The organism is Bradyrhizobium sp. MOS002, assembly GCF_003020115.1.
Classification (GTDB): domain Bacteria; phylum Pseudomonadota; class Alphaproteobacteria; order Rhizobiales; family Xanthobacteraceae; genus Bradyrhizobium.
Map to the genome: position 1 here is coordinate 38,311 of NZ_PYFX01000002.1, position 12,283 is coordinate 50,593.

At 64.7% G+C, this 12,283-nt stretch carries 9 protein-coding genes and 1 tRNA gene; 7 read left to right on the top strand and 3 right to left on the bottom strand.

The window, feature by feature from the left end:
* Positions 1–77 precede the first annotated feature (77 nt).
* Positions 78–1,541, top strand: coding sequence for a trehalose-6-phosphate synthase (locus C7G41_RS04850; protein WP_106941523.1), 1,464 nt, complete (start codon positions 78–80; stop codon positions 1,539–1,541).
* 49 nt (positions 1,542–1,590) lie between these two features.
* Here the strand turns inward: C7G41_RS04850 and C7G41_RS04855 are convergent, their stop codons facing one another.
* The gene (locus tag C7G41_RS04855) at positions 1,591–1,932 is read right to left on the bottom strand and encodes a hypothetical protein (protein WP_106941524.1); all 342 of its coding nucleotides are present in this window, start codon (positions 1,930–1,932) and stop codon (positions 1,591–1,593) included.
* Between the two features lie 196 nt (positions 1,933–2,128).
* On the opposite strand from C7G41_RS04855, the gene C7G41_RS04860 reads away from it, so the two are divergent.
* Positions 2,129–2,218 (top strand) — tRNA-Ser (locus C7G41_RS04860).
* A gap of 141 nt (positions 2,219–2,359) precedes the next feature.
* Here the strand turns inward: C7G41_RS04860 and C7G41_RS04865 are convergent.
* Positions 2,360–3,970, bottom strand: a complete 1,611-nt coding sequence (locus C7G41_RS04865; protein WP_106941525.1) for an amidohydrolase family protein — start codon at positions 3,968–3,970, stop codon at positions 2,360–2,362.
* Positions 3,967–4,785: a uracil-DNA glycosylase gene (locus C7G41_RS04870; RefSeq protein ID WP_106941526.1), complete on the bottom strand. Its 819-nt coding sequence runs from the start codon at positions 4,783–4,785 to the stop codon at positions 3,967–3,969. Before C7G41_RS04870 ends, C7G41_RS04865 begins: the two co-directional genes overlap by 4 nt.
* Positions 4,786–5,038: 253 nt before the next feature.
* On the opposite strand from C7G41_RS04870, the gene C7G41_RS04875 reads away from it, so the two are divergent.
* The 5 genes from C7G41_RS04875 to recQ all read left to right on the top strand — a co-directional run bounded on the left by C7G41_RS04875 (position 5,039) and on the right by recQ (position 12,273).
* Positions 5,039–6,613, top strand: a complete 1,575-nt coding sequence (locus C7G41_RS04875) for an amidase family protein (RefSeq protein ID WP_106941527.1) — start codon at positions 5,039–5,041, stop codon at positions 6,611–6,613.
* A gap of 359 nt (positions 6,614–6,972) precedes the next feature.
* A complete protein-coding gene (locus C7G41_RS04880; RefSeq protein WP_106941528.1) occupies positions 6,973–8,274 on the top strand; it encodes an O-acetylhomoserine aminocarboxypropyltransferase/cysteine synthase family protein in 1,302 nt (433 codons plus the stop codon).
* Positions 8,275–8,286: 12 nt separating this feature from the next.
* Positions 8,287–9,288, top strand: a complete 1,002-nt coding sequence (locus C7G41_RS04885; protein ID WP_106941529.1) for a homoserine O-succinyltransferase — start codon at positions 8,287–8,289, stop codon at positions 9,286–9,288.
* A 104-nt stretch (positions 9,289–9,392) separates the two neighbouring features.
* Positions 9,393–10,136, top strand: coding sequence for a polysaccharide deacetylase family protein (locus tag C7G41_RS04890; protein WP_199198258.1), 744 nt, complete (start codon positions 9,393–9,395; stop codon positions 10,134–10,136).
* A gap of 271 nt (positions 10,137–10,407) precedes the next feature.
* Positions 10,408–12,273, top strand: coding sequence for a DNA helicase RecQ (recQ, locus tag C7G41_RS04895; protein ID WP_106941531.1), 1,866 nt, complete (start codon positions 10,408–10,410; stop codon positions 12,271–12,273).
* The last annotated feature ends 10 nt before the right edge of the window (positions 12,274–12,283 follow it).

A 12,283-nucleotide genomic window follows, 5' to 3' on the forward strand; every position in this document is an offset into this window, starting at 1 on the left:
TGGTGCAAAGGATGATCAGGAACCATATTGATGAACGGCAGTTAAATGGGGTGGAATGAAACAGGAGGGGACGACCTGTGAACTTAGTCGTCGTTTCGAATCGCGTCGCGCGCGGCAAGCCCAACGAGCCCATGACGGGAGGTCTCGCGGCGGCCTTGTTACCTGTCGTGGAACATTCGGGCGCGATCTGGGTGGGTTCCTCGGGCCGGGTGCGTGACGGTCAGCAAAAGGAGCCGTTCGCAGAGATCGAGGCGCTGGGTTCGGGCGCGATCGCGACCTTGGATCTGCCGGCGGCGCATTATGGCGGCTATTACGAAGGGTTTGCCAATTCGGCGCTGTGGCCGGCGCTGCACTCGCGCAGCGATCTGATCCGCGTCTCGCGTGACGACTATGTCAGCTATCGCGAGGTCAACGCCTTCATGGCGCGCGCCTTGATGCGCTTCCGGAAAGCTCAAACCGCGTTCTGGGTGCAGGATTATCATTTCCTCGCGCTTGGCGCGGAGCTGCGGGACCTCGGCGTCGACGATCCGATCGGCTTCTTCCTTCATACGCCGTGGCCGGTCGCCGCGGTGATGCAGGGCGTGCCCAATCATCGCGAGCTGATCACGGCGATGCTGGCCTACGATCTGCTCGGCTTCCAGACCAATGACGATTGCCAGAATTTTCTCGGCTATGTCGCGGGCGAACTCGGCCTCGCCGTCGAAGACGGCGTTGTGATCTCGCAGCATGGCCGAACGCGCTGCGAGGTCTTCCCGATCGGCATCGATGCCGAGAAGTTCGCGCAATACGCAGCGAAATCGGCGTCGCATCCGGACGTGTCGCGGCTGCGCCGCAGCCTCAACGGTGAGCGGCTCGCAATCGGCGTCGACCGGCTCGACTATTCCAAGGGTCTCGTCAACCGCATCAGCGCGTTCGATCGGCTCTGGACCGAGCAGCCGCAGTTTGCGCGCAGCATTTCGCTGTTGCAGATCGCAAATCCTTCGCGCGGCGCCATCGAAGCCTATGGCAACCTGCAGAACGAGGTCGCGCGGCTCGTGTCCGACGTCAACGGCCGCCACGGCGAGGCCGACTGGACACCGATCCGCTATCTCAACAAGGGCTTTAGCCAGGCCGTGCTCGCGGGCCTCTACCGCACCGCGCAGATCGGCGTGGTGACGCCGCTGCACGACGGCATGAATCTGGTCGCCAAGGAATACGTCGCCGCGCAAAACCCGGCCGATCCCGGCGTGCTGGTGCTGTCGAAATTCGCGGGCGCGGCCAACGAGCTCGACACCGCGCTGCTGGTCAATCCGCACGACATCGACGGTATGGCGCGCGCGATCGCGGTCGCGGCCGCGATGCCGCTCACCGAGCGCAAGATGCGCTGGGATGCGATGATGAAGAAGCTGCGCGGCCACACCATCCAGCAATGGTCGGCGGATTTCGTCGCTGAACTGGAGAAGTGCCGGACCGAGAAGGCCGCGGTGGCTCCGCTCGCTAACCAGCCACCGCAAGCGCTGCGCTGGCTGAAGTCGGCGATATCAGGCGTGCGGTTGATCTAGTCTCCTTCTCCCCGTTCTTTACGGGCAGGGAGGACCGAAGACGAGAGCCTCAATAGCAATACGACACGCCTTCCAGAATCGCGCACTGCCGCTTGTTCGGCGCGTTCGGATCGTCGAGCGGCACCATGCCCTTGCCCTGGCCGACGAACACGCCGGGCCCGACATGGATCGAGCTCTTGTTGCCGATGATGACGCTTTGATGCGGCGTCGCGCTCGAGCGGGTGCCGTCCGGCCAGAGGATGGCATCGCCCGAAAGCATCCCGCGCCGCCCGTCGTCACAGCTGACGTCGACCCCTTGCCGGGTGCAGACCTGTGCGGCGGCCGGTCCAGCGAAGGCGGCGGCAAGGGCCGAAATCAGGCTCAGCGCAGCGACGGTGTGGCGGATGGTCATGGGGCCCCTGGTCTTGTTTGGCGGTCTTGAGTGAATCGTCGCACCAAACCCGCCGCCGGTTCAGCCGGAGGGCGGTTCCGAGCGTTAGCGTGGCGCCTGATATTGTCTATAAAATACAATATCTTACGGAAAAATAACCCGATTTCCCCGCGATCCCTTGCAAAATCATCGGCGCCCCTTCAAGAGAGTGCGCTCCGGAGAGATGGCCGAGTGGCTTAAGGCGCACGCTTGGAAAGCGTGTGTGCGGGAAACCGTACCGTGGGTTCGAATCCCACTCTCTCCGCCAGTAGCCCCGCCCGGCCAACCCCCGTCTCTCGCGCCCGCCAGCACCAGGCGGTCGGACTGTTTTGCAATCGCTGCCGCGAGCGGCCGCTCGGCTTCCTCGATGTGGTCGCCGCGCTTGAATCACCAGCCGCAGTGACGGGGTCTAATAAAAAGCCGCGATGGCCGCAGCGATTCCCGCCGGCAAATTTGTCTCGCTCTTCAGCGTGTCCAGGAAGACGGGATCGCCCGCCACCGTGAGGCCATCCAGCTTGATCGGATGCAGCGGCTCGGCTGCTGCTGCGACCGCCGCCAGATCCGGACCGGTCCGGACACCGTCATATGCGAGCCGCGGACGCAATTGGACATTGTTGCCGAACTGCTCGTCGAGCGCGAGCCGCCATCCGGTCCGCGACACCCTTCCATCGGCGATCGCCGCGCTCATGGCGACGCTATGCTGCTGCAGGGTGCCGAGATTGCCGAGCGCAGCGCTGAGCCGGGTGGTCGCCTCCGCCAGCGTGACCGCCTCGATGCCCGGATCCTGGTCGGGCGAGGTGAAGTCGATCAGCCGCGCGCCGCTGCCGATCTTGAGGGCCTCGCCGCTTCCGCCCGCTTGCAGCATGGCCTTTTTCGTCCCATAGCGCGGTCGTCCACCGATCGTGACCAGGACGATATCCTGCTCGCGCGATTTGATCAGATGGCCGTAGGGATCGCCGGAGACGCCCTTCACCACCAGCAGGTCGGCGAACTTGCCCTTGGCGATCGTCCCCAACTTCGCATCCCACTTCAGGATCGTCGTCGGATTGCGCGTCGCCATCGAGACGATGTCGTAGTCGCTGAAGCCAAGGCTGAAATGCGCGGACACGACCTTCGCCGCCTTCAGCTCGCCCAGCAGGTTCTTGCTGCCGGACGGCGACCAATCCGAGCCCAGCGCGATCGTCAGTCCGGCCGTTCGCGCGGCGGCGACGTCGGTCGTCTTCCCATAGAGCAGCAGATTGCTCAGCGGTGACCAGACGATCTTGGCCTGATTTTCGGCCATCGTCCCAAAATCGGTCGCATCGAGGGCCGTGCAGTGAATGCCGGCCAGCGACGGCTCGATCGCCCAGTCTCCCGCGGCATTGCGCAAGGCGAGGAAGTGGCTATGCGCCTTGGTATCGATACCTTCGCTGAGGTGCAGCAGGAAGCACGACGAGGATTTCAGCTCGTTGTCGAACTTCGCCCAATCCTCGGCGTCGATGTCGGGAATCTTCGAGTGGGCCCGCGGAAGATCGGGAGGGCTGCCGATCTCGGCGGCGCGCAACGCGCCCTTGTAATATTTGTGGATCGTGCCGCTCCAGTTCGACAGCGTGATCCCCTGGCTCGTCGTCGTTCCCGCGACCAGGCACTTGGCTTCGACATAGCGAACCAGCGCCGGCAGCAGCGAGCCGTCGTCGGCGAGAGCAATGGCACTCATCGGGCCGGTCACCGACGTCTTGTACGATTTGGCGTTCTGCCATTGGTCGCGATTGTCGAAGTGCTTCGGCACGCGCCAGAGCGGCAGGATGTTGTAGCTGAGGTGATTATGCAGCTCGATCAGGCCGGGATAGATGGTGCCGCCGGTCGCGACAGGCTCGACCGCGTCGAAGCCCGCAGGAGCCGGCTGTCCCTTGGGGACGATCGCCGCGATGCGATTGTCCTCGATGAAGATCGTCCCGCTCTTGATGACGTCGCCCTCGGCGGCCATCGTCACGATCCGTCCGGTCAGTGCCCATCGCTTCGGGTTTGGGGCCGGGCTCACGGGATCACCCCATCCGGCACGGTGATCGCGATCGTGCGTCGCTTGGCTGCGGCGTCAGCGCCCTGGCGCGTGGCCCATGGCGTATCGCCGCGCATCCAGGCCGGCAGGCCCGCCGGAAAATCCTTTGCGATGATGTCGACGAGCTCGGAGGGCTTGAAGGCGTCGCCATAAGGCGCGAGCGTCGTCGCTGCGTCGGGATGCTTGACGTCAGGCGCGAGAGCCGCGAGCGCGGCATTCCACTTGGTCAGCATGATCTTGGTATTCGCAGCCTGCGTAGCGGAATCGTGGGCGGAGCTCTCGGGCCAGGTCGGGTGAGTGATGTGCTGGTAGGCGAGGGTCTTGGAGGCCGCCCCATCGGGCGTCTTGAGCCAGGCCTTCCAGGCCTCGTCGGCGAGGCCTCCGAGCGAGACGACGGCCTCGATGTTGCCGGGCCCGAGCACGGCCTTCAACCATCTGTTGCGATAGTCGACGATGCCGGGTTCGTTCTTGTGCTTGGAGCCGCCGCTCTGTCCGTAGACGCTGTACAGGAAGGTGTTCACCATCACGTAGCTCCGCGTGATGCCGAGCTTCGCCAGGAAACCTTGCGTCCGACGGCCTGCGGTGCCGACGAGAATCCTGCGCACGATCGTCTCGTGTTGGGCGGGGTCCTGGCCGATGACGAGCACGCGTGCCGAGCCGTCGAGACGGCCGCGGTGAAAGATCGGGCCCCATTCGACGCGGAAGTCGCGTGGATCGTAGGCCTCGGCGCCGGGATAGTCGGCACACAGATCGCGAAACGGTTGCTGGTCGTAGCCGCTGTCGAATTCCACGAGCATGGCAAATGCTCCAATTTGTCGCTGTCCAAATAGCTGCGTCGAAAATCCGGTCGCGATGCGGCAATCTTGACGGTAGTTTGTTCCGTCATTCAACCAGTACATGGGTCATGGGAGAAGACCTAAAGGTTCATGAGCGTCTCTCGCGCGCCTTCGACCGCGACAACGCGTCGCGACGGCGCGCCATGCAGAAACGCGCCTGTACACGGTCGCGTGACCTCCATAACTTCCGCGACGCAATTTGAGGAGATGCGACGTGGCGAAGAAGACGGCGACCAAGAAGAAAAGTAGTGCGAAGAAAGCAGCGAAATCCTCCAGCAAGAAAAGCGCCGTTCGCAAGGGCAAGGTTGCGAAGGCTGCAACGAAGCCGGTCAAGCAGGCCACCCCGCGCAAATCGTCCGCACCGCGTCGCCCCAAAGGCCCGGCCTGGCAATGGTCGGCGGTCGAAACCGCAGCCGCGATCCGCTCCGGCGCCATCTCCGCGGTCGAGACCGTCGAGGCGCATCTGGAGCGGATGCGTGCCGTCAATCCGAGGCTGAACGCCGTCGTCGTCGATCTCTCCGAGGAGGCGCTGGCTGCGGCGCATGCGGCCGACAAGCGGCGCGCCAAAGGTGGTGAACTCGGCCTTCTGCATGGCGTGCCGATCACGATCAAGGAGAATGTCGACTACGAAGGCCGTCCGAATTTCAATGGCGTTCCCGCCAACAAGGACCTCATCGCGCCGTCGGATTCGCCCGTGGTGCGCAACCTGAAGAAGGCCGGTGCGATCGTCATCGGCCTCACCAACACGCCGGAATTCTCCTTCCGCGGCTTCACCGACAATCCCTTGCACGGACTGACGCTCAATCCCTGGGATCCTGATATCACCTGCGGTGGCTCCTCGGGCGGTGCGGGTTCGGCGGTCGCCGCCGGCATCGGCACCATCGCGCACGGCAACGACATCGGCGGCTCGCTGCGCTGGCCGGCGCATTGCAACGGCGTTGCGACCATCAAGCCGACGCAGGGGCGTATTCCGGCGTTCAACGCAAGCGCAACCGCCGAACGGCCGATGCTGGCGCATCTGATGTCGGCGCAGGGGCCGCTCGCCCGCCACGTCGCCGACGTCAGGCTCGCGCTGGAGGTGATGAGCCAGCGCGATCCGCGCGATCCCTGGTGGGTGCCGGCGCCGCTGGTGGGTGCGAAGCCGAAGGGGCCGATCAAGGTCGCGCTCGCCAGGATTCCTGAAGACATGGACGTCGATCCGCACGTCGCGGCGGCGTTGCGCCAGGCCGCCGATCATCTGGAGCGTTCGGGCTATCGGGTCAGCGAGGTCGACGTGCCCGACATCGACGGCGTCTGGCAGACCTGGTGCGACATCATCACCAACGAGACCGTGGTGTTGCAGGAAGCCGGCATGCTGAAGGTGACGTCCGAAGACTTCCACAAGGCGTGGGGCGGCATGAAAGCCAAGGCCAACGTGCTCGACCTCAAGGCCTGGATGCAGGCGACCGCCGCGCGCAATGGCCACATCCGCGCCTGGCAGTTGTTCTTCGAAGAGTATCCGGTCGTGCTGGCGCCGACCACGGTAAAGCCGACGCCGGGCCCGCGCGAGGACACTGTCAGTCCGGAGCGCGTGCGCGAGATCTTCTGGGGCGAGATCCGCTTCATCTCCGCGATCAACGTGCTGGGCCTGCCCGGCGCCGTGGTGCCGGTGGCAGTGCACGACGGCAAGCCGATCGGCGTGCAGCTCATCGCCGGCCGCTATCGCGAGGACCTCGCGCTCGACGCGGCGGCCGCGATCGAGAAGCGGGCCGGCGTGCTCGCCCATCGGCTGTGGGAACAGATGGGCTGACAGGGAGCGACGGATGTTTCCCTCCAGACGAGCGCGGCCTGCATGGTTCGAGACGCCCGCTTGCGCGGGCTCCTCACCATGAGGGTCTGAAATCGCGCAGCAAGGCAGGACCTCATCCTGAGGGCCCGCCGCAGGCGGGCGTCTCGAAGGATGGCCGCAAGCTTTCGCCAAGTATTGTTTCATTAATCCAATTTGATTCGAATTTTAGCCAATTCCCCAACAACCGTTAGGGTTACTTCCTCGATCTCTAGACGAATTATTGTCCGCTTTACCACCCGCCTCTAACAGAGGGACGGCGGACAACGCACCAGCCTCATACAGGCCAATAAGTGCGGCCCGCTCCACGCGGAGGTGGCACGATGCGCAACGAGACGATCGCTATTCACGCCGGCTACGAGCCCGAAGCCACCACGCACGCGGTTGCCGTGCCGATCTACCAGACCGCGGCCTACGCCTTCGACAGCGCGGATCACGGCGCGGCGCTCTTCAATCTCGAGACCGAAGGCTATCGCTACAGCCGCATCGCCAATCCGACCAGCGCGGTGCTGGAGAAACGTATCGCCGAGCTCGAGGGCGGCGTCGGCGCGCTTGCGGTCGCCACCGGGCAGGCCGCGCTGCATTTCGCCTTCGTCAATGTCGCCGATCACGGCGGCAACATCGTTTCCGTGCCGCAGCTCTACGGCACCACGCATACGCTGCTCTCGCACATCCTGCCGCGGCAGGGCATCACCGGCCGCTTCGCCGAGAGCGACAAGCCCGAGGCGATCGAAAAGCTGATCGACGAGGACACCCGCGCCGTGTTCGCCGAAACCATCGGCAATCCCGCCGGCAATGTCTGCGACATCGAAGCGCTGGCGAAGATCGCCCACGCCCACGGCGTGCCGCTGATCGTCGACAATACCGTTGCAACGCCCATCCTGCTCAAGCCGTTCGATTACGGCGCCGACATCGCCGTGCATTCGCTCACCAAGTTCCTGGGCGGCCACGGCACCACGCTCGGCGGCGCCATCGTCGACTCCGGAAATTTCCCCTGGGCCAAGCACGCCGACCGCTTCCCGGGCTACAACAAGCCGGATGCGTCCTATCACGGCCTCGTTTATGCCGAGCGCTTCGGCAAGACAGCCTATATCGAGCGCGCGCGCAGCATCTATCAGCGCACCATGGGTTCGGTGCTGTCGCCGTTCAACGCCTTCCTGCTGCTCCAGGGCATCGAGACAGTGGCGCTGCGCATGGAGCGGCACTGTGAGAATGCCCGCAAGGTCGCCGAATTCCTGCGCAAGGATCCGCGAGTCGCCTGGGTCAACTACACCGGTTTCCCGGACAGCCCTTATTACCCGCTGGTGCAGAAATATCTCGACGGCAATGCCTCGTCGTTGTTCACCTTCGGCATCAAGGGCGGCATGGAAGCCGGCAAGTCCTTCTACGATGCGTTGAAGCTGATCACGCGCCTCGTCAATATCGGCGATGCCAAGTCGCTGGCCTGCCATCCTGCCTCGACCACGCACCGGCAGATGTCGGCGGAGCAGCAGCGGGTCGCCGGCGTTTTGCCGGAAACGATCCGCTTGTCGATCGGCATCGAACATTGCCAGGACATTATTGAGGACCTCGACCAGGCACTGGAAAAGGCCTGCCCGTCCGCGCGCCTCCAGGCCGCGGAGTAGGCGGCCGCGCCGATGACGATCCTGATCGACAGGGATCAAGGCATATCGAGCCCGGCGCTGGTACCGGGAGCGGGCGATCTGGCGCGCGAGCACAGCGGCACCGAGCTCACGATTGGCCTGATCAACAACATGCCGGATCCGGCGCTGAAGGCGACCGAGCGGCAGTTCATGAAGCTGCTGCAAGCCGCTGCAGGTCCGCGCCGCATCCGCTTTCATTGCTTCTCGCTGCCCTCGGTGAAGCGCTCGCCGGAAGCGAGGTGGCATGTCGAGAGCGAATATTCTGAACTCATCGAGCTCAGGCGGCACAAGTTCGACGGCTTGATCGTGACCGGCGCCGAGCCGGTTGCGCCCGAGCTCGACCAGGAACCGTATTGGCGCGACCTCACCGAGCTGATCGACTGGGCCAAGGTTAACACGCGCTCGACAATCTGGTCGTGCCTCGCTGCGCATGCCGCGGTGCTGCATCTCGACCGCATCGAACGGCGGCCGCTCGCGGCCAAATGTCACGGCATTTTCGACTGCGAGGCCGTGACCGGCGATCCATTGACGCGGGCCGCGCCTGCGCCCCTCAAGGTCTCGCATTCGCGTCTCAACGAGATCGCCGAGAGTGACCTTGCGCAGGCCGGCTACCAGGTGTTGACGCGTTCGGCAAAGGCCGGCGTCGACATCTTCGTCCGGCAGTATGCCAGCCGCTTCGTGTTCTTCCAGGGCCACCCGGAATACGACGCGCTGTCGCTTCAGCGTGAATATCTGCGCGACATCGGCCGGTATCTCGCGCGCGAGCGCGACAATTATCCGCACTTGCCCGTGAGCTATTTTGACGCTTCGACGGAAGAGAAGCTGGTCCGCTTCGAGAAACAGGCAAGGCACCAGCGCCACCCCGCGCTCGGCAACGAACTGCCCGCGCTGAATTTGCGTGCCGATATCGCCGCCGGCAGCGCCGCAGCGGCATTGTTCCGGAACTGGCTGCAGTATCTCGGCGCGGGGACCGACGCGTCGGTGCTTGCACGTTAGGTCGGGACGACGGGGTCGACGTTAGGACTAACGAAGTGTGAAGCTTGCCTCGAGCCGGGCACGAATGCTTCAGTGAGGGGCGGGGCAGACAGGGAATGCGAGTCGTGTGGTCGGCACTCCAGGGACGCGTGAGCAATCGGCTGGCCCGGCATTTCCGCGCCGCGCCGCACCGGCTGCCCGCGCATGCACCCATGGTGAGCTTCACCTTCGACGATGCCCCCGATAGCGCCGCAGGCGAGGGCGCCGGGCTTCTGGAGCAGCATGGCGGCCGCGGTACGTTCTATCTCGCCGGCAGCCTGGTCGATCGTCCCTCGGACCACTGGCACGGCCTGTCAAACGACGCCATCGTGCGGCTTCACCGGGCCGGACACGAGATTGCCTGCCATACTTTCTCGCATCTGAGTGCGGTCAATCTCGACGAGGCCGCCATGGCCCGCGAGATCGAGCGAAACCGCAGCCATTTTCGCGGCATCGATTCCTCGATCACACTGGAAAATTTCGCTTACCCCTATGGCATCGCGTCGATGTGGCGCAAGCCGCAGCTCGCCAAGACCTTCCGCTCGGCGCGCGGCATCCTTCCCGGCGTCAATCGCGACGTCATCGACCTCCAGTTCCTGCGCGCCTCGCCCCTGGTCGATTGCGAGATCAATACGACGGGTGTCGATCGCTATTTCGACGAGGCGGTCGAGAGCGGCGGATGGCTGATCTTCTATGGCCATGACGTCGCCAACGCACCGAGCCCGTATGGCTGTACGCCGTACCTGATGCGTCATGCGCTGCAGGCAGCCGGAAAGCGCGACATGCCGATCGTGACGGTCGCGGAAGCGCTGCGAAGGATTGGGGCGTAGCCTTCTTACCTCGCCCTGCTTGCGGGGAGAGGTCGAATTCGATCGGAGATCGAATTCGGGTGAGGGGGTACAGGTTCATCGGCAATCTCACGTGTGGAGAGAAGCCCCTCACCCCAACCCTCCCAGCGCGAGCGAAGCTCGTCGCGGCCCCCGTAAGAACGGGGAGAGGGAGCGGAAGCAGCGGTGCAAGCCCCCCAAACGGCCTTGCCACGCCTCCGCGGTCATGCGACTGGCCTTGTGACGAATCTCACGGCTTCACCCCGACATGCCCATGTCCTCTCCTTCCACCGCTCCGCTGCCTGCGCCCCAAGATGGCCGCGATGCGCTGTCGGTGCTGCGTTCGGTGTTCGGCCTGCCCGGGTTCCGCGGCGCGCAGGGCGACATCATTCGACACGTCACAGACGGCGGCAATTGCCTGGTGTTGATGCCGACCGGCGGCGGCAAGTCGCTGTGCTATCAATTGCCGGCACTGCTGCGCGAAGGCTGCGGTGTCGTGGTGTCGCCCTTGATTGCGCTGATGCGCGATCAGGTCGCCGCCATGCTCGAAGCCGGGGTCAACGCCGCCGCGCTGAACTCGTCGTTGACCTCGCAGGAAGCCTCCGACATCGAGCGGCGCCTGATCGCGGGTGATCTCGACCTGCTCTATGTCGCGCCCGAACGGCTGGTGACGCCGCGCTGCCTGGCGCTGCTGGCGCGGGCGAAGGTGGCGCTGTTCGCGATCGACGAGGCGCATTGCGTCTCGCAATGGGGCCATGATTTCCGCCCCGAGTATGTCGGCCTGTCGATCATCGCCGAGCGCTTTCCCGACGTGCCGCGCATCGCGCTGACCGCGACCGCCGACGAATTGACCCGCAAGGAAATCGTCGAGCGGCTTCAGCTCGCAGACAGCCCGCACTTCGTCTCCAGCTTCGATCGTCCCAACATCCGTTACGAGATCGTCGACAAGCGCAACGCGGTGTCGCAGCTCAAGGATTTCATCCGGGAGCGTCACGCGGGAGATGCGGGCGTCGTCTATTGCCTGTCCCGCAAACGGGTCGAGGAGGTCGCCGCCGCGCTCGACGACGCCGGCATTGCGGCATTGCCCTATCACGCCGGGCTCGACAGTAGCGTGCGCTCACGCAACCAGGACCGCTTCCTCAACGAGGACGGCATCGTCATCGTCGCTACCATTGCCTTCGGCATGGGCATCGACAAGCCGGACGTGCGCTTCGTCGCGCATCTCGATCTGCCCAAGAGCATCGAGGCCTATTACCAGGAGACGGGACGCGCCGGCCGTGACGGCAAGCCGTCGGCGGCCTGGATGGCCTACGGTCTCTCGGACATCGTGCAGCAACGCCGCATGATCGACGAGTCGAGCGGCTCCGACGAATTCAAGCGGGTCTCGATCGGCAAGCTCGATGCGCTCGTTGGCCTGGCCGAAACGCCGCACTGCCGGCGCCGGCGGCTGCTCGCCTATTTCGGCGAGATCGTGATGGGCGAGGGCTGCGGCAATTGCGACAATTGCCTGACGCCGCCGAAAATGCGTGACGGCAAGGTGCTGGCGCAAAAGCTTCTGTCCTGCGTCTATCGCACCGGGCAGCGTTTCGGCGCGATGCACCTCATCGACGTGCTGATCGGGCGCCTCACCGAGAAGGTGACGCAGTTCGGCCACGACAAGCTCACGGTGTTCGGCATCGGACGCGAGCTCAACGAGAAGCAGTGGCGCACGGTGCTGCGGCAGCTCGTGGCGATGGGGCACTTGATAAGTGACAGCGAAGCCTTCGGCGCGCTGAAGCTGACGGATTCGTCGCGCGGCGTGCTGCGGGGCGAAACCGAGGTGTGGCTGCGCGAGGAAGCGCCCGGCACCCGGATCCGTTCGAGCCGCACCAAGTCCCGCCGCGGCGATCTGGCGCCGGCGGCCGACGCGCCGCAGGGCGATGTCGATCCTGAATTGCGCACGCGGCTACGAGCGTGGCGCTCGGACATTGCCCGCGAACGTGGGGTGCCGGCCTACGTCGTGCTGCACGACGCCACCATCGACGGCATCGTTCGCGCATGGCCGACCACGCTGGACGAGCTGCGCAACGTGCCCGGCATCGGCGACAAGAAGCTTGAGCATTACGGCGACGAGCTGCTGCAGATTGTCAGGACACGTTAGCCGCGCCACA